The 18,331-nt window shown below is 49.9% G+C and carries 19 protein-coding genes; 8 read left to right on the top strand and 11 right to left on the bottom strand.

What is annotated here, in order from left to right; all coding sequences use genetic code 11:
- The first annotated feature begins 4 nt into the window (after positions 1–4).
- Positions 5–1,543, top strand: a complete 1,539-nt coding sequence (gene hutH, locus AC6R1A_RS11660) for a histidine ammonia-lyase (protein ID WP_500632573.1) — start codon at positions 5–7, stop codon at positions 1,541–1,543.
- Positions 1,544–1,695: 152 nt separating this feature from the next.
- Positions 1,696–2,421 (top strand): DUF3581 domain-containing protein, encoded by a 726-nt coding sequence (locus AC6R1A_RS11655; RefSeq protein WP_500626361.1) that lies wholly within the window; start codon positions 1,696–1,698, stop codon positions 2,419–2,421.
- A 232-nt stretch (positions 2,422–2,653) separates the two neighbouring features.
- Here AC6R1A_RS11655 and AC6R1A_RS11650 read toward each other — a convergent pair whose 3' ends face one another.
- The 4 genes from AC6R1A_RS11650 to ydiJ form a co-directional block, all read right to left on the bottom strand.
- On the bottom strand, positions 2,654–2,959 hold the full coding sequence (locus AC6R1A_RS11650; protein WP_500632572.1) for a hypothetical protein: 306 nt from the start codon (positions 2,957–2,959) through the stop codon (positions 2,654–2,656).
- A gap of 120 nt (positions 2,960–3,079) precedes the next feature.
- Complete coding sequence (locus AC6R1A_RS11645) at positions 3,080–3,217, bottom strand: hypothetical protein (protein WP_500632571.1); 138 nt, start codon at positions 3,215–3,217, stop codon at positions 3,080–3,082.
- A gap of 128 nt (positions 3,218–3,345) precedes the next feature.
- Positions 3,346–3,807 (bottom strand): methyltransferase family protein, encoded by a 462-nt coding sequence (locus tag AC6R1A_RS11640; RefSeq protein WP_500632570.1) that lies wholly within the window; start codon positions 3,805–3,807, stop codon positions 3,346–3,348.
- 113 nt (positions 3,808–3,920) lie between these two features.
- Positions 3,921–6,968, bottom strand: coding sequence for a D-2-hydroxyglutarate dehydrogenase YdiJ (gene ydiJ, locus AC6R1A_RS11635; protein ID WP_500632569.1), 3,048 nt, complete (start codon positions 6,966–6,968; stop codon positions 3,921–3,923).
- Between the two features lie 200 nt (positions 6,969–7,168).
- On the opposite strand from ydiJ, the gene AC6R1A_RS11630 reads away from it, so the two are divergent.
- The 4 genes from AC6R1A_RS11630 to AC6R1A_RS11615 all read left to right on the top strand — a co-directional run bounded on the left by AC6R1A_RS11630 (position 7,169) and on the right by AC6R1A_RS11615 (position 10,291).
- The gene (locus tag AC6R1A_RS11630; RefSeq protein ID WP_500632603.1) at positions 7,169–7,852 is read left to right on the top strand and encodes a DUF3334 family protein; all 684 of its coding nucleotides are present in this window, start codon (positions 7,169–7,171) and stop codon (positions 7,850–7,852) included.
- Positions 7,853–7,999: 147 nt separating this feature from the next.
- Positions 8,000–8,683: a DUF2786 domain-containing protein gene (locus AC6R1A_RS11625; protein WP_334550544.1), complete on the top strand. Its 684-nt coding sequence runs from the start codon at positions 8,000–8,002 to the stop codon at positions 8,681–8,683.
- Positions 8,684–8,862: 179 nt separating this feature from the next.
- On the top strand, positions 8,863–9,924 hold the full coding sequence (locus AC6R1A_RS11620; protein WP_500632379.1) for a tetratricopeptide repeat protein: 1,062 nt from the start codon (positions 8,863–8,865) through the stop codon (positions 9,922–9,924).
- A 184-nt stretch (positions 9,925–10,108) separates the two neighbouring features.
- Positions 10,109–10,291 (top strand): hypothetical protein, encoded by a 183-nt coding sequence (locus tag AC6R1A_RS11615; protein WP_500632380.1) that lies wholly within the window; start codon positions 10,109–10,111, stop codon positions 10,289–10,291.
- A gap of 89 nt (positions 10,292–10,380) precedes the next feature.
- Here AC6R1A_RS11615 and maiA read toward each other — a convergent pair whose 3' ends face one another.
- From maiA to hppD, 4 genes are read right to left on the bottom strand one after another with little or no spacing between them, the layout of a single operon-like run.
- Positions 10,381–11,037 (bottom strand): maleylacetoacetate isomerase, encoded by a 657-nt coding sequence (maiA, locus tag AC6R1A_RS11610; RefSeq protein WP_500638635.1) that lies wholly within the window; start codon positions 11,035–11,037, stop codon positions 10,381–10,383.
- A complete protein-coding gene (locus tag AC6R1A_RS11605) occupies positions 11,030–12,043 on the bottom strand; it encodes a fumarylacetoacetate hydrolase family protein (protein WP_500638634.1) in 1,014 nt (337 codons plus the stop codon). The genes maiA and AC6R1A_RS11605 overlap by 8 nt, the downstream gene beginning before the upstream one ends.
- Positions 12,040–13,188 (bottom strand): homogentisate 1,2-dioxygenase, encoded by a 1,149-nt coding sequence (locus AC6R1A_RS11600; protein WP_500632429.1) that lies wholly within the window; start codon positions 13,186–13,188, stop codon positions 12,040–12,042. Before AC6R1A_RS11600 ends, AC6R1A_RS11605 begins: the two co-directional genes overlap by 4 nt.
- Positions 13,181–14,254, bottom strand: a complete 1,074-nt coding sequence (hppD, locus tag AC6R1A_RS11595) for a 4-hydroxyphenylpyruvate dioxygenase (protein ID WP_500632430.1) — start codon at positions 14,252–14,254, stop codon at positions 13,181–13,183. Before hppD ends, AC6R1A_RS11600 begins: the two co-directional genes overlap by 8 nt.
- A gap of 368 nt (positions 14,255–14,622) precedes the next feature.
- On the opposite strand from hppD, the gene AC6R1A_RS11590 reads away from it, so the two are divergent.
- The gene (locus AC6R1A_RS11590) at positions 14,623–15,732 is read left to right on the top strand and encodes a M20/M25/M40 family metallo-hydrolase (protein WP_500632431.1); all 1,110 of its coding nucleotides are present in this window, start codon (positions 14,623–14,625) and stop codon (positions 15,730–15,732) included.
- 59 nt (positions 15,733–15,791) lie between these two features.
- Here AC6R1A_RS11590 and AC6R1A_RS11585 read toward each other — a convergent pair whose 3' ends face one another.
- The gene (locus tag AC6R1A_RS11585; protein ID WP_500632432.1) at positions 15,792–16,037 is read right to left on the bottom strand and encodes a Rho-binding antiterminator; all 246 of its coding nucleotides are present in this window, start codon (positions 16,035–16,037) and stop codon (positions 15,792–15,794) included.
- Between the two features lie 3 nt (positions 16,038–16,040).
- Complete coding sequence (locus tag AC6R1A_RS11580) at positions 16,041–16,436, bottom strand: DUF2391 family protein (RefSeq protein ID WP_334550553.1); 396 nt, start codon at positions 16,434–16,436, stop codon at positions 16,041–16,043.
- A gap of 162 nt (positions 16,437–16,598) precedes the next feature.
- Here AC6R1A_RS11580 and paeA point away from each other — a divergent pair, with 162 nt between their 5' ends.
- On the top strand, positions 16,599–17,903 hold the full coding sequence (gene paeA, locus AC6R1A_RS11575; RefSeq protein ID WP_334550554.1) for a polyamine export protein PaeA: 1,305 nt from the start codon (positions 16,599–16,601) through the stop codon (positions 17,901–17,903).
- A gap of 11 nt (positions 17,904–17,914) precedes the next feature.
- Here the strand turns inward: paeA and AC6R1A_RS11570 are convergent, their stop codons facing one another.
- Positions 17,915–18,331 (bottom strand): ribosome recycling factor family protein, encoded by a 417-nt coding sequence (locus AC6R1A_RS11570; RefSeq protein ID WP_500632168.1) that lies wholly within the window; start codon positions 18,329–18,331, stop codon positions 17,915–17,917.

The raw sequence follows: 18,331 nt of genomic DNA, 5'->3' as shown, positions 1-18,331 counted from the left end.
GAATATGAACATGCTCAACTTACTGTTAAAGCCGGGACAGCTCAGCTTACATCAATTGCGCCACATCAGTCGCAGCCCAGTTAACCTTTCACTGGACGACAGCGCCATCCCTGCCATTGAAGAGAGTACGCAGGTGGTGGAACAGGTGATCGCGGAAAATCGCACCGTCTATGGCATCAACACCGGTTTTGGCTTACTGGCCAACACGCGTATTGCGCCTGAAGATCTAGAAACCTTGCAAAAGAGTATTGTGCTGTCACACGCTGCCGGCATTGGCGAGCTGATGGCAGATGAAACCGTACGTTTGATGATGGTGCTGAAAATCAATAGCTTATCGCGTGGCTACTCAGGGATCCGCCTAAGTGTCATCCAAGCGCTTATCGAGCTGGTCAACGCGCAAGTCTACCCTTGTGTGCCGCAAAAAGGCTCCGTTGGTGCCTCGGGTGATTTAGCGCCGCTGGCTCACATGAGCACCGTGTTGCTTGGTGAAGGACAAGCGCGTCACAACGGCAAGATCATTTCAGGTCTTGAAGCCCTGACGATCGCGGGTCTAAAACCTATCACGTTAGCGCCAAAAGAGGGCCTTGCTCTGCTCAACGGCACGCAAGCCTCCACCGCCTTCGCGTTGGAAGGTCTTTTTGCAGCCGAAGATCTGTTTGCTTCAGCAACCGTGTGCGGCGCGATGTCGGTGGAAGCAGCGCTTGGCAGTCGTCGTCCGTTTGATCCGCGCATTCATCGCGTGCGGGGCCATCGCGGGCAAATGGATGCCGCTGCGGCGTATCGTCACCTGCTTGATAACAGCAGTGAAATCGGTGAATCGCACAATGGCTGCGAAAAGGTGCAAGACCCCTACTCCCTCCGCTGCCAGCCTCAGGTGATGGGCGCGTGTTTGCAGCAGATTCGTAACGCGGCCGATGTATTGCAGGTAGAGGCCAACTCCGTGTCAGACAACCCCTTGGTGTTTGCCGACGATGGCGACATCATCTCTGGCGGTAACTTTCACGCCGAGCCGGTGGCGATGGCCGCAGATAACTTGGCGCTCGCCATTGCCGAAATTGGTAGCCTTTCAGAGCGTCGTATGGCGCTACTTATTGACAGCGCGCTCAGCAAACTACCACCATTTTTGGTCGACAACGGCGGCGTGAACTCGGGCTTTATGATTGCTCAAGTCACCTCTGCGGCACTGGCAAGCGAAAACAAAACCTTGGCTCACCCTGCCTCGGTGGACAGTTTGCCAACCTCAGCGAACCAGGAAGATCACGTGTCGATGGCGACATTCGCCGGCCGCCGCCTTCGAGACATGGCCGAAAATACCCGCGGTATCTTAGCCGTTGAGTATCTATCTGCCGCGCAAGGGATCGATTTTCGCTCCCCGCTCTCCTCTTCCCCACGTATTGAAGAGGCTAAGCGCATCTTGCGCGAGAAAGTCAGCTTCTACGACAAAGATCGCTACTTCGCCCCTGATATTGAAAAAGCCAATAGCCTGCTCAAAATGGCCGTTCATAACCATCTGATGCCACAAGAGATCCTGCCAAGCATCTAACCCTCTACGCTCAAACGTAATGCCTAGAATGCCACCTGCGTTCTAGGCCCATCTCAAAACGAGTCATGGTTTGGTGAAAATTCAACTGGATCGACCATTGAAATCAAATCGTCATATATAATCACGGCAGTTTTGGCTAAGTAGCGTACATTATGTTTTTAACTCCTTATTTTTCTAGCAACGACAAGCAATTCCAATTCACTCGCCTTCAGGCCAGTCATTTCGCCAAAAAAGTGGCCGGTGACTACAACCCTATTCACGATGAAGACAACAAGCGCTTCTGTGTACCCGGTGATCTATTGTTTGCTGTGCTGCTACAAAAAGAGGGCGTCAGCCAGAAGATGCGTTTTGACTTCTCAGGTATGGTGAATGATGGCATTGCCCTGCACATTGAGAACAAATGCAGCAAAGAAGCCGCGGTGGTTGATGCCAACGGTAAAGAGTACCTGCACATGAACCGTGAAGGCGCAGTGAGCCACGATCCTGCGTTCATTGAGCACGTTGTGACAAACTACGTACAGTTCTCCGGCATGAACTTCCCTCACATCATGGTGCCTCTGATGGAAGAGCAGCAGATGATGATCAACTGCCAGCGTCCTTTGGTGATTTACGAGAGCATGGAAGTGGAATTTACCCGCCTAGATCTGACTCATCCAGAAGTGAGCTTTGCCGGTGCCACCTTTGATGTGGAAGGTAAGCGCGGCGTTGTAACACTCAACTTTGATTTTAAAGAAGATGGCGAAATTGTCGGCAAAGGTGTCAAGCGCATGGTGGCCAGTGGTCTGAAGCCTTACAACCAAGCCGACATCGATGATTTGGTGAATCGCTTCAACGAGCGTAAAGACGCGTTTCTTGCCCAGTTTAGTGTTGCTGCGTGATTAGCTAGGCTCATTACATAGCGATTGATAAAACTACGCCCCAGAATAGTGGGGCGTAGTTTTTGTATGTGTGACGATAGTTATTCTTTTATATGGATTTAATCTAAAATGCTTTTGGACATAAACGTGCCAGCGATTTTGCTAAATTAGAAAATCATTAAAAACTAGGGATATGGTAAATCGACCAACTACACACAACGAAGTTTGTACTCTCCTCTACTATGACGATGGACTAAATATGACTAATACAACCAATATATCTTGTAACTTGTCTCACAAGTAAGTAGTTGTTAAAGTCAACTTTATCTTTTAGTAAAGTTACTGATATAGTTAACTTATTGTCGGTATATTTCCCATAGCTTTCTTCTCCTTTATCTTTGTATTTAAGTTTCTCTAGAATATCCCTATCACTGCCAAACTTGTCATATGCAGCGACACACTCACCGTAAGAAAAATCAACTCCCGGCTTTACAGTGGTTGAATAACCAAAAAAAACACCAACGCCCACTACAACAACTAACAATATTTTCCAAAACATACACAGGACTCCAGCGATCTAATGACTCATAATATCCACAACGTTTAATGCGGATGATAACAATGTCGAATCTCTTACTCTTTTTTATGATTCGGAATTCAGTAGAAATTCGACCTTTTTCTATGCATACCCTTCAGCTAGTTGCTTACCTACACCGACTAAAGTTGAGAAGCTCGCATCTTTAAAATCACGCTTAATCGCACTCCACACATGATCTTCACGCAGGTTTGCAATGAACTCATGTCCTTCCCAATTCAAGCTACTTTGTCAAAACCTACTCGCATGTGGATGTAGATTTTTTGGCGAAACTCATTTAGGGGCATTTCCGAGCCACCCACCAAACACTTCTAATACCACCAAATATTAACCCTCCAATCACCTTACCACTAAATCCACCGGCGCACGCTCTGCTTGTAATCAATAAACGCTTGGCCAAAACGTTGCTCTAAGACGCGCTCTTCGGGTTCGATTTGGAAACGATTGATGTAGAGGACAAAGCCGAACGATAGCAGGATGGAGAGCAGGTTTTGTTGCCAGTAGGCAAAGCCGAACAGCAGAAGGAATAAGCCTAAGTACATCGGGTTGCGCGTGATGCTATAAATGCCCTTCACAACCATTTGTGATGTTTCGTGGGGCTTTTGTGGGTGAACGGTAGTTTTGGCGCGTTTGAAGGCGATGATGCCTGTGATCCCCACGTAGCCAGCGCAAACAAAACAGATCGCAAACACGGTAAAGCCAAACGGCAGTGGAAAGCGCAACGTTGGGAAGAGCTGAGCGACTTTAGCAATCACAACAAACATCGCGATAAATACCGCAACGGGAGGGATCTTAAGTTCGAGCTTTTGCATCTTGGTTCTCCACTGATTTGTGTTTTGGGCAGTGTTATTACCCGCCGATATGATAAAAATAGCCCAGAGGCGAGTTCTGGGCTATTGAGAGCGTGACCTAGGGTGAGATCAGTTTATACGATTTGCAACAGCGCCTGTAACGGGTGCTGAGTCACCTGTGATTCAAAGCGTTTGACCTGACTGCGGCATGAGTAGCCGGTGATCAAACAGCGCTCTTTAGGCAATGCGTCTAAGTTGGGCTTCCAGCTCAGTTGATAAATGTCTTTCGACATGGTGAGCTTATCCACCTCGTGACCAAACGTCCCCGCCATACCGCAGCAGCCCACTGGCACGGTATTTAGCTTGGCGCCGAAATGAGTAAAGATGGCACCCCACTCTTTCTCAGCGTTTGGCATCTTGGTTTTCTCGGTGCAGTGCGCAAACAGATACCAAGGTTCGTCATTATTGGCTGAATCACGGGTTGAGCTGTTGACCTCAAACTCTGACAATTTCGGATAGAGCCACTCATGCACGGTCAACACCTCAAAATCGCCGCGCGCCTCACCAAGTACCTCTTTATATTCATCGCGGTAACAAAGAACCAACGCAGGATCGACGCCGACTAACGGTACGCCGACATCGGCCACTTGCTCTAAGAAGGCGGCGGTGTTTTTCGCGCTTGAGGCAAACTGCTTCAAAAAGCCTTTGATATGCTGAGCTTTGCCGTTGGGCTTAAACGGTAGCAAAATCGGCGTTTTACCGAGCTTTTGTACCAGCTTGGCAAAATCTTCCACAACTTGCGCGTCGTAGTAACTGGTGAATGGGTCTTGCACGATCACGACGTGATTTTGCTTGTCATCCGCAGAGAGCGCGGCAAGTTCTTGAAGATTAAACGGCTTAAGCGCGGATAAGCGCGATTTCAGCGTCGGTGTTGAGAGCAAAGGCGCATCCACATAACCGACGGTGGCAGCCGTCATCTCTTGTACCCACTTTTGGCTAAGTACGCCGTTGACCAACTTAGGCGCTTTTGCCATCAAAGGCAGCATGGTTTCAATGTTCGCCACCAGATAATCTTTCGCTGGACGCTGATAACGTGAGTAGTAGATATTTAAAAAGCGCGAGCGGAAGCTCGGCACATCGACTTTAATCGGACACTGGCTCGCACACGCTTTACAGGCCAAACAGCCACTCATCGCCTCAAACACCTCGTGAGAGAAATCGTATTCGTGAAGCTTGTTGAGTGTATTGCGGACACGGTCGCTCATAGTCTTGATGCTTGGCGTGCGCTCTAGCGTCTGCTTTTCCAGGTCGAGCACATCAATGTTTTGCTCACTTAACTGGCGCAACCACTCTCGCACTATCCCTGCACGTCCTTTTGGCGAGTGACGGCGATCGGCAGTGACCTTCATCGACGGGCACATTGGCGAAGCGGTGTCATAGTTAAAACAGAGACCGTTGCCGTTACACTCCATTGCTTGCTTAAAGCTATCTCGCACTTGTACATCGATTTGGCGATCATAGTAGCCGCGTTTGGTATCGGTCACTTTAACCAAAGACTCTTGGCTATCGAGCGGCGTACAAATTTTGCCAGGGTTCATTTTGTTGTGTGGGTCAAAGGCGGCTTTAACACGGCGCAGCTCAGTAAAGAGCTCTTGACCGAAGAACTCCGGACCGTATTCAGAGCGGAAGCCTTTGCCATGCTCGCCCCACATAAGACCGCCGTATTTGGCCACAAGCTTCACCACCTCATCGGAGATCTGGTGCATCAGCGCTTCTTGTTTCGGATCGCACAAGTCCAACGCAGGACGCACATGCAATACCCCCGCATCCACGTGGCCAAACATGCCGTAATTCAGCTGTTTGTCATCCAACAGTTGGCGAAACTCTGAGATAAAATCGGCCAAGTTTTCTGGTGGCACACACGTATCTTCGGCAAACGCGACCGGCTTTGCGCGTCCTTTCGCCGCGCCGAGCAAGCCCACCGCTTTTTTACGCATATTGTAAATACGGCCAATACTCGCCAAATCATCACACACTTGGTAGCCAATGATCCCAGCTTCACCCGCTGCGAGCATCTCTTCTAGACGGGCGGTTAAGTCACTCACTTGTTGTGTGACTTCCTGCTCATCTTGCCCGGCGAACTCCACCATGTTGATGCCCTGCATCTCTTTGCCCGGCACATCAGCTAACAGATCGCTGACGGTGTGCCAAACAATGTCTTCTTTGGCTAAGTTGAGCACTTTAGAGTCCACCGTCTCAACGGAGAGCGCTTTGGCTTCCACCATAAACGGCGCATTGCGCAAGGCAGAATCAAACGTGTCGTATTTTACGTTAACTAGGGTACGTGCTTTGGGAATTGGCGTGAGATTGAGCTTGGCTTCGGTGATAAAAGCGAGCGAGCCTTCTGCGCCGCACAGCACACGAGTAATGTCGAAGGTATCGTTTGCTTCATCAAACGCATTTTTTAAATCGTAACCCGTTAAGAAACGGTTAAGCGGCGGGAATTTAGCGTTAATCTGCGCGCGTTTGTCGCGGCACACTTGCTCAGTCACCGTTAACGCTTTATGCGCGTACTCGCCCTCTTTCGGTAGCCCATGAGATAAGTCCGACTCAAGAATCGAACCATCGGCAAACACCGCTTGCAATGACAGGACATGATCAGAGGTTTTACCGTATTTGAGTGACCCCTGCCCCGAGGCATCGGTATTGATCATGCCACCCAAGGTTGCGCGGTTACTGGTGGAAAGATCTGGCGAAAAGAAGTAGCCGTATGGGCGCACTGCATCATTGAGCTGATCTTTAATCACGCCGGTTTGCACTCGCACCCACCCCTCTTCGGAGTTGATTTCGAGAATCTTATTCATGTAGCGCGACAAATCGACCACGATGCCTTTCGTCAGCGATTGACCATTAGTTCCGGTACCGCCACCACGCGGTGAAAAGGTGACACGTTCATAGGCGGCTTTGCTGCCGAGTTGACCAATCAGCGCGACATCTTGCGTCGATTTCGGGTGGATAACGGCTTGCGGTAGTTGCTGATAGACGCTGTTGTCGGTGGCGACAGCGAGGCGACTTGAGTATTGGCTTTCGATATCGCCGCTGAAACCGGCGAGTTTTAATTCATCAAGAAAACCGAGGACGACGGGATCGACATCTGGTTGAGAGTGTAATCTTGGTAACATTTGCTTCCTGCCCCTACTGCGCTGATCCTATCAGCATTGGGTTCGATACATTCGGGTTATAATTTGAGTTAGGTCACTTTACAACATTTAAAAGGGTGATCAAAACAGAAATGCAGTGTCAAATTGGAACTTCTCGCAATTCTTTCCCACACTTAGAAATCATGGACTTGATTTAAAGTGCTTTTATGAGCGATTCATCAATGAAGAAAAACAAAATCATCACGACAGAAGACATTCTCCTTAAGTTATGCCAGTCCGTTTCTGGCGTTATGACCTCTGCGACCAGCTCTCAAATTACCTACTCTGCCATGGTGCAGAAAATCACCAAGACCAGCCTAAAACCGGACTTCGGTTGTTTTGTCCTCTTTGATGGTGGTTTTTCTGGGTTGGTGGTGATCAACTTTACGGCCAAAGCCGCGCTTGAGGTGTACACCAACTACATGCGCAATATGGGGATGCCGGAAGAAGAGCTCGCCGTCACTCACACCTCCGACGAAGTGGCCGATGTACTGGGTGAGCTGATGAACCAGCTCGTCGGTGCGTTCACCAACCAAGTGCGCAAAGATCTGCAAACCCACATCACGCAGAACCAACCTAAAATGCTGTCACTCAACAAACAAGTGATTCTGTCGGTCGATACCAACCTTGATCGCCCTCAAGCGCGACGTGTGACCTTCTCGACTGAGAAAGGCAACATCTTCTACTTAGAGTTGGCGATGGATAAGACTGAGTTTATTCAGCTCGAAGAATTTGAAAGCCACGACGAAGATGAAACGCCAGACAGCATCCTAGAGAAAGCGCGCCAAGAGATGCAGGACAAAGAGAAAAAATCGACCGATAAAAATGACGATGCCGATGACATCTTCGCCGAACTAGGTATCTAAATCCGCCAACTTTTCAGCCCAGCGGTTTTTACCCCCTTCAAACGCCATCGACTTTTCGGTGGCGTTTTCCTACATCACCATTTCCGTTTTATGACAGAACACGTTAAAATAGCCGACTTTGTTAAATTAGTTACCCCTTAGCTGTCGATGGATAAACAAAAAGCCCTCAAAAAAATAGCGAAGTGTCTGGAGCTCGGAAACTCAGCCAACGTTAACGAAGCCGCCAATGCCATCAAGATGGCACATCGCTTGATGCTCAAATATGGTCTCGACAAGGACGATATCGAGTTTATCAAGATGGGCAAAACCCAATCGACACACTTACTCCCTGCCAATGTCAGCTCGAATCTGCTGCGCATCATCCGTGGTATCAACACCAAATTCGGCGTTGAGGCAGTGCTTTTGAACCATAAGGGTTTAAAACGCGTGGAGTTTATTGGCGAAGCGGATCGCGCCATCTTCGCCGCCTTCGCTTTTGACATCGTATACCGCGAAATGAACGAACAGACTGGTCGTTTCAGAAACAGTTTTGCAGGCACCGGGACATCTAACGCCGAAGTCACTCGCCGCGTGAACTCGTTTTTGTCTGGATGGGTGGAAGGTGCGCTAGAAAAACTGCCTATCATCTCTCCAGATGAAGAGTCTGCGAAAAAAATCGATGACTACATCGATAAAGAGTTTCAAAACATCGATCGTGAAACCTTCAAGCAGCAGTTACGTGAAGCGATGAAAAACATCACAGAAGATTACGAAGTGGGTCTTAAGAAAGGTCGAACCGTATCGGTCAATCGCCCGATCGATGGTGGACAAGCGCCAAAACTGCTGCGTTAACCCAAGAGTGCGTTAGCCCAAGAGTGTGCTAGCTCGATGCTTCAACGCTAGATCGGCAACGGCATGAGAGAAAAGCGACGCCGCGCACTCATCAACTTGGTTAAGAGGCATACACATCTTTGCGCGGCTGAGTATAATCAAAGGTATCACTGGTCAACTTTACCAAACGGACGTTGTTTTTGACTCGATTTGCGGCTTTACTTTTCCTTATTCTGAGCACCCCACTCTGGGCCAATACGCTTGAAGAGCTTCAGCAGCAAGCCCAAGCGAATAATGTTCACGCTCAGTTCCAACTCGCCAGCACTTACCTTGCACAAGAAAACCCCGATCAACAAACGATCGATGATGCCCTCTATTGGCTCGAAACATCGGCGCAAGGGGGTAACCGTCAAGCTGCGTTTGAATTAGCCAGCTTGTCGCTTGATAATAACAGCGTCAGACCCGACCTAGAAAAAGCCCTCTTCTGGCTTACGAAATTGGCATTGGCCGATGACGCTCAAGCTCAGCTGCAACTTGGCCGAGTCTATGAGCAACTGTCAGTACAACCCGACAACCTTGATCTTGCCAAGGTGTGGTTTCAACTCGCTGCGCAAAATGCCACTGACCCAAGCTTACAAAGTGACGCCGAAAACGGATACAACCGCGTCTTAGAAGCACAATTTAACGCCAGGAGAGCCAAGCAAGTGGCGGCCATCAGTCAACTAGACGTAGCCTTTGACGATGAATCCATCACCCTCAGCCCTCAAGCCCAAACCATCGACGCCAGCCAAGAGCACGATGGTGTTTTGTTCGGCTTGATGGGTCTTTGCCTGCTAACAAGTGGCCTGTGCATTTGGCTGTGGCGCAAGCAAAGAGGTTTAGTACGCCAGCGCACCGCGACTGAGCAACAAGGCCATGCTCAAGCGTCTAAAATGCAAACCAGAGTTAAAGAGCAAGATGCTCTGCTCAAGCAGCAAAAGCGCCAGCTTGAAACCCTCTACCGTGAATTTAAAAAACTGCAAGGGCAGAGCAAGGTTTCTCCCGCTCGTCCAACGCAGAGCAAACCTGCGGCGCCTTCACCGGTTCACTTAGCCAGTGCAATGTTTGGCTTTAAGCCCTCACAATTGCCCAGTGAGCGTGAAATCAAAGTACGTTACAAGCAATTGAGTAAGATTTATCACCCGGATCTCAAAGGCAGCGAAGAGGAAATGAAACGTCTTAACGGTGCGCTCAAGCTTCTGATTAAAGAGGTTAACAAATAGTTACATTTACTCAGCGCATCCTGTTCAAGTTTTCACCAAGCGTTTAAAACTCGGCGTCGCGCAATCGATCTCCATCCCACTTCGATAACAAATCATTAACCTAACCGTGTTCTGTATGTCATAATCCTGCCCGACAATAAACCTGAGCAAGACAAACAGACTCGGGTAAGATGGGGAGAACGAGATGTTTACGATCGAAGGAGTATGTGACTGGTGTAAAAAGCCCAGCCTACTCACCAAGCATGATTATGTCGATGGCAAGTACCACCACTCTTGCAAAAAGTGTTTTGAATACGCGACACTGGATGTGCGTCAATTCAATCTTGCCGAGCTCCGCCAACGCGAGCGCCTATCACACTCACTGTGAGTTAGACAGTTATCAGCACTTCTCTCAAGGACGACAAGCCACTCTCAACGAGTGGCTTTTTAGTCTCTGGTTTTCTACTATCTTGGCGTTTAACCGTTCTCTGGTGCATCGGCTTGACACTCAGGTCGCGCGCGGGCAAACGCCGCCAACTTACCAAGTGACGCTGTCACATCCGCAATGTTGGGATAGCGCCGCATATCGAGGTCAAAGCGATGTGCATTATAGACTTGCGGCACCAAACAGACGTCCACTAAGGTCACTTCATCCCCAACACAGTAGCAGCCGCGACGCTCGCTAATACGTGACTCAAGCGCCTCAAACGCGACTTCAATCCAGTGTCGGTACCACTGCTGTTTTTGCTCTTCGCTGACGTGCAATGTCGAAGTGAGGTACTGGAGCACGCGCAAGTTATTGATGGGATGAAGATCCGCGGCAATATCCAAAGCCAAGGCTTTGACCCAATATCGCTCGTCGCCTGACGGTGGAATCAATCTTGAGTGTGGATAGGTTTCATCAAGATACTCAATAATCGCCAGTGACTGGTGAATGTGCCTATCACCCTCCACCAGCACAGGGACTAACTTCGCAGGATTGATCGCTTGATACGCATCGCTGTGCTGCTCACCACCCTCTTTGACTAGATGAGTCGGGCGTGATTGATAGCTCAAGCCTTTTAGGTTGAGGGCAATTCGGACTCGATACGCCGCAGAGGAACGCCAGTAATCGTAAAGAATCCGCTCACTCATAGCGCACAACCTGTTGATCAATAGCGCCAAAGATCGACGCGCCCTGCTCATCGAGCATCTCTATTTTGATGCGATCGCCAAAACGCATAAAAGACGTGGCAGGCTGACCATCACGGATAGTTTCAATCATTCGCAGCTCGGCAATGCAGGAATAGCCAACACCTCCCTCCATAATAGACGTTCCGTAATCTGTGCCTTGCTTGTTGGAAACAGTGCCTGAGCCAATAATGGCTCCGGTGCCCAGTGGGCGTGTTGCTGCTGCGTGCGCGATAAGCTCAGGGAACTCAAAGGTCATGTCCACACCAGCGTTTGGGCAGCCAAACGGTTCGTTGTTGAAGTGGCTGAGCAGCGGCAACGCCACCTTTGCGCCATCCCACGCGTCCCCTAGCTCATCTGGGGTGACCGCGACCGGAGAAAACACCGACGACGGTTTGGATTGAAAAAAGCCAAAGCCTTTCGCTAACTCATTGGGGATTAACCCGCGCAACGAGACATCATTGACCAACATTAACAACCGAATTGAAGATTTGGCCTCCTCAGCGCTGACGCCCATCGGCACATCACCTGTGATGACGGCCACTTCCCCTTCAAAGTCGATGCCCCAAGCTTCATCCGCCAGTGGGATGTCATCGGTTGGACCAATAAAGTGATCCGACCCACCTTGATACATCAGTGGATCGGTCCAAAAACTGGGCGGCATCTCCGCGCCGCGTGCTTTGCGCACCAATTCGACGTGGTTGACGTACGCAGAGCCGTCTGCCCATTGATACGCACGTGGCAAAGGAGACTCACACTGCTGAGCCGAAAACGCCAGCGAATCTTTGGCTTCGCCTAGGTTCAAACGTTGATATTGAGTCTCAAGCTGCGGCGCCACGCTGGACCAATCATCAAGCGCAGCTTGCAAGGTCGGCGCAATGTCTGATACATCCAAATAACGGCTTAAGTCCTTGCTAACCACAACAAGCCGACCATCGCGTGTTCCATTTTTCAAACTGGCGAGCTTCATACTTCCTCCTTGCCCGTGGGCTGACGCCAACTGTAGACATAATCAATATTCTCCACCTCACTCGCCGCTTGACCGATGTCGAGCGCATGTCGGGTATCGATCATGACCGCTACTTCGTCGGTGAAGGTTTTCTTATGAGCTTGACCGGCCTGAAACGCCTTGGGGTGCGGCCCGTGAGTAAACCCTGCGGGGTGAAAGGTCACCATGCCGGTTTCGATATTGTCGCGACTAAAAAAATCTCCGGCGTGGTAGAACAGCACTTCATCATAGTCATCATTGTTATGAAAAAACGGTACTTTCAACGCACCGGGATCGCTTTCAATTGGGCGCGGTACGAACGTACAGACGACAAATCCCTCACCGACAAAGGTGGTATGCGCCGATGGCGGCAGGTGATAACGATGTGACATCAATGGCCGAATATCACGCCAGTTGACTCGCACCACGGATAAGTCACCATGCCAACCAATCGCATCCAAAGGATTAAACGGATAGGTCACCACACTCACCTGTTCGTGGCGTTTGATGTGTACCTCTGTGGTTTGCTCTGAATACTGCGCTTTAAACGCCTTATTAATACTGGGCACATCGAGCACCGCAGGATCAAATACCGCGTGATTGCCGACCATGCCTTTCTCTGGTAGCGAATAGGCGGCATCGCTGTTTTCAATCATCAACACAAACATGGGTTCTGAGATCTCTAGGCGCCAAGATGTCGAACGTGGAATCATCACGTAATCCCCTTCGCAAATCGACAAGTGACCGTAGTCACAATAGAGCTCCCCACTGCCTTGGTGAATAAAAAGCAGATCGTCACCATCGGCGTTGCGCACCAAATGACGCATCGACTGCTCGCAGCGCCACACTCGAACCTTACAATGGCGATTATGTAACAGCTTCGGCACTTGCCAAGGGGAGGACTGACGGGCACTGTCTATCTGATTGAAGTTGAACGCGCGTGGCTTAAGATCCCCTTGCCACTCACTCCATCCCGTCGGCGCGTGTCGATGATGAAAGTGACTGGCAGGACCGAAAAATCCACTGCGACCGGCCTCTCGCTCAAAAATGGCCTCATCAGGAAAATCCGCATGGGCTTGCTTAGAACAGACGCCCTCCCGATGCGGAAAGGTGATCCATTTACGCATCACTCAGTACCCCGCGACGAATTTGATCTTCTTCGATGGATTCAAACAGCGCCTTGAAATTACCTTCACCGAATCCTTCATTGCCTTTACGTTGAATGATTTCAAAAAACACCGGGCCAATCACCGTTTGGGTGAAAATTTGCAGCAGTATGCCGTCTTTCATCGGCGCGCCATCGATAAGAATTTGCAGCTCACGCAGGCGTGCGAGCTCTTCACTGTGCCCCTCGACACGCTGATTCACTTTTTCATAATAGGTGTCGGGGGTAGGCATAAAGTCCATGCCGCGATCGCGCAGAGTCTGCACCGTTTGGTAGATGTCGTTGGTGCTCAGCGCAATGTGTTGAATGCCTTCGCCGTTGTACTCACGAATAAACTCTTCAATCTGCGATTTGTCGTCAGACGATTCGTTGATTGGGATACGAATCTTGCCACACGGCGCGGTCATCGCTCGGCTCACAAGACCGGTCAACTTGCCTTCAATATCAAAGTAACGAATCTCTTTAAAGTTACCGATCCGTTCGTAAAATCCAGCCCAGGTGTCCATGTTGCCTTGCTTAACGTTATGTGTGAGGTGATCGATTTCAAACAACCCAACATCCATAGTGTTCATGCGCTCGTCAGCATCGGCATAGAATCGGAAATCCACATCATAGATACTGCCGTCTTGGTAGCGGTCAACGAAGTAAAGCAAGCTATCACCAATGCCGTACACCGCCGGAATGGAGAGCTCCATAGGACCGATTTCCGTGACATAGCGCTCGGCGCCATTGTTTAACGCATGCTCAAGTGCCTTGGCAGCATCTTTGACTCGAAACGCCATGCCGCAAACCGAAGGGCCATGTAGGCGCGAGAACTGCTCAGCTTGACTGTGAGGCTCCGCGTTGACGATAAAATTGACGTCCCCTTGGCGATACAACCACGCCTCTTTTGAGCGATGCTTTGCTACCTCTGCAAAGCCGAGTGACGTAAACAGCGCTTTCAGATCTTGAATGCCCTTGTCATCAGCAGCGGTATATTCAACAAATTCAAATCCGTCTGTGCCTAACGGGTTTAGTGCCGTATTCATGGTGTTATCCTCACCTGTTGTTGATCTCTATCGCCTTTAAATTCGCCCATTGATACGATTAATGAAATATCGAGGCTCGATTTGGCACCTATTCAAAAAACCACCTCGAAATGTAAAATTAATGTAACACCACAATGAAATCACCATAAACACATGATTTAACTATCCCAAATCCGGCCAATGGCAGTAACAATTATTTTACAATCACTCTTGTGTGATAAATTTCCTTAAGCAGTGGCGAACTCCTCGCCACTTAAGTCAAGATTGAGTCAAATCCGCCTTCGATTTGATTTGGCGCAGCGTCATGGCGCTCGCTCTCATTAGGCTAACGCCATCTATTCCCCTCACCACAACCCATGAGGTAGACCATGAGTCACATCAACCCATCACGCTTGGTCGAGCATTTTATTGAGCTTGTCAAAATCGACAGTGAGACAGGCAATGAAAAACAGATTTCAGAACACCTAGCAGAGCAGCTCGGCGAGCTCGGTTTCACCGTACACAAACTGCCCGTCCCGGCTCATATCTCTAACGGTCATAACCTGTATGCGAAATTGGAAGGCAGCCTAGCAGGTAGCATCGCGTTCAGCTGTCATATGGACACCGTAACGCCAGGCATAGGTATTGAACCTGTGATTGAAGACGGCATTATTCGCTCTAAAGGAGAGACCATCCTAGGTGGCGACGACAAATCGGGCATTGCCGCTATCATGGAAGCGGTACGCGTGCTAAAAGAGCACAATCAAGCGCACAAAACCATTGAGCTTGCTTTCACCGTGCATGAAGAAGGTGGCCTATTTGGCTCTGAGCATTTTGATATGAGCTTTATCGAGTCCAACCACGCCATCGTACTTGATACCGGCGGCCCGATTGGCACCATTGTCAATGCCGCCCCGGGCCAACAGAAAATCGTCGCGAAATTTATCGGCCGCCCAGCACACGCAGGCCTTGCGCCAGAAGAAGGCATCAGCGCCATTCAAATTGCCGCAGAGGCGATCACGCAAATGAAACTGCTGCGCATTGATGAAGAGACCACCGCCAATATCGGGATTGTCGAAGGGGGCAACGCCACCAATATTGTGATGCCTGAACTGACGGTAGTGGCAGAAGCGCGCTCGCTCAATGGCGACAAACTCGACGCGCAAGTTGAGCATATGATTGAGACTTTCCAGCGCGCCGCTGACGCCCACGGCGCACAGGTTGAGATTGAATCGACGCGTGCTTACAACGCCTTTGTCATCGACGAAGCGTCACCATTGATTCAATCGGTTAAAGCCTCTTTTAACGCGATTGGCGCACAGCCATTCACCAAAGGCACCGGTGGTGGCAGTGATGCCAACAACTTTAACGCCAAAGGGCTGACGACCGTGAACATCTCAACGGGTATGGCAAAAGTGCACACGACAGAAGAGTACATCGCCATTGATGACATGGTGAAAGTGACCGAGTTTGTTCAGCACTACGTGACTCAAGCGTAAACGGGCCAAAGGCACAGACAAGCCCATCTGTTTTATCCAAGTAAGGAAACGGATGGGTTTTATCTCAATGTGATGTCGCGAAAATGCGGATTTTCCACCAAAACTGACAACTGTTTGATCTCATCGAGCACCACCAAACGCTCTTGTTGATGGATGCTGATCTGCATGGCTTCTCGCCTGCTCTCATCTCGGCGCGTATCCAGCGCAATCCCTTCCATCTCGGTGCCATCTTTGAGTGCCAAACGCACGGGATAACGGTAGAGGCAAACAATTTCAATATAGTCATAGTCACTGCAACGTATCATGCATCACTCCTTATCGAAACTGTCGACCACGATGGCACCCATGGAGGCTGGCATGGTGATCACCACCACGCGCTTAAATGAGGTGATGGGGTCTTCCATCAGGGGCAACTTATCCAGACAGACCAGCACTAAGGCGACCACACACGCCGCAATCAAATACGCCGCGACGATGCGCGCAACAAACTCCCATTTGCGCGTCTGAACGTTACTTTGGAATACGCTTTGATAGGTAAACAGGGTTAAGAACACCACCGAGAGCGAAAACAGGAGAAACAAATTGAGCGGCGGTAAGGTTTCACCCAAACGCCACGCCTCTTCAGAGAACGAAATCGGCACAGCAAGCGCAAAGGCGCCGACAAATATCTGACTCGCATCTTCGAAATTAAAGCTATATTTCATTCACTTATCCTGCAGAATTTTCTATCAAGCTTAGTTGATAAGGCGAGGACGATAAAGCGCTAGAGCCGTTATCGTCACGACAAAATGATTTCGTGGAAGTTTTCCCAATATCGTGGTCAGTTGTGGCTAGAATGGCGCAACTTTTCTATTCGGATAGCCTCCATGAGTCTACTTGAAAATCTCTCCATTATCATGGCGCTGATCTTAACCAGTTGCTTTTTCTCCATGTCAGAAATCTCGTTGGCTGCGGCGCGTAAAATTCGTCTGCGCCAACTCGCTGACGATGGCGATCACCGCGCGACCTTAGTCCTCGGACTACAAACCCATCCGGGTAACTTTTTTACCGTGGTGCAAATTGGCCTCAATGCCGTGGCTATCATGGGCGGTATCGTCGGTGAATCGGCGTTTACCCCGTATATTGCTGCTATGTTGAGCCACTGGGTGCCCGCTGCGTGGATCGCGCAGGCCAGCTTTGTGCTCTCTTTTACCTTGGTCACTAGCCTGTTTATTTTGTTCGCCGATCTGATGCCTAAGCGCATTGCGATGGCGATGCCGGAAACCGTCGCGTTGGCCCTCGTGAAACCACTCTTGGTGTGCATTCTGATCCTCAAACCCATCGTACTAGTATTTAACGGTTTGGCGACGCTGATTTTTCGCCTATTGCGCGTCCCTGCCGAACGCAATGACGACATCACCAGTGATGACATCTACGCCGTCATGGATGCAGGAGCCGAAGCAGGCGTCCTCGATACGAACGAGCAGCAAATGATGGAAAGCGTGTTTCAGATGCAATCGATCCCCGTTACGTCTGCCATGACGCCGCGTGAAGACATTGCGTTTCTCTCACTTGATGACGATGAAACCATGCTTAAGCGCAAGATCGCCGACAACCCTCATCACAAATTTTTAGTCTGTGATGGCCAGCTCGATGCGATCAAAGGCTTTGTCAATTCAACCGAACTGTTGATCCGCCTCATCAATGAGCAAACATTGGATCTTAAAAGTAGCAGCGTGGTGCAAACCTGCCCCATCATCCCTGACACCTTGAGCCTATCGGAAGCGTTGGAATACTTTAAATCCAATCGCGTCGACTTCTCTGTGGTGATGAACGAATACGCCTTGGTCATGGGCGTTGTGACTTTCAATGATTTGCAAAGTGCCGTAATGGGCAGCTGGGTGTTGGCCGAAGGCGAAGAGCAAATTGTCGCCCGTGACGAGCACTCTTGGCTGGTCGATGGTGTCACGCCGATCACCGATGTGATGCGCACGCTGCAAATTGACGAACTGCCCCATTCACAAAACTACGAAACCATCGCCGGCTTTATGATGTTTATGTTAAAGAAAATTCCGCGACGCACTGATTCGGTGACCTACTCTGGCTACAAATTTGAGGTGGTCGACATCGATGACCATAAAGTAGACCAATTGCTGGTCACTCGAGTGGAACAAAAAGACGACGAGCAGTAACGCACCAACCGTTACCAAGACTCCTCTTGAAAACGGGCGGACCTCGCTTGAGCGAGTGTGCAGTCCGTTTTCGCCATCAGTTCCGTTAAGGTGATACTGGGATTACCGGCGATAAGCTGAGCAAGCTGGATGTTGAGTGGCAACGGCGCAGGAGCACGCGCGGCAACTCGCGCATTGATGAGCGTGTCAATTTTTTGCCTAACGTAGGCATAATCTTCGCAGCTATCTTCGCGGCTAAGCAATTCATGACAGAGAGCATTGAGCGCCCCCTCTTCCCCTACCAACTGCCAGTGGCGTGAACGCCTAACACGGCTCAACACACAGTGGTGCTGCTGCGCGAGTCGTTTGAGGTTTTGACACTTCTCTCTGCCCAGTTTTTGCACCAATGAGGGCAGTGCGAGTGTCACAAGGTCAGCTTGAAGAGTCAT

It is taken from the genome of Vibrio sp. R10-SG3-ISO3, assembly GCF_059834225.1.
This window is presented reverse-complemented; position numbering and strand designations above follow the sequence as displayed.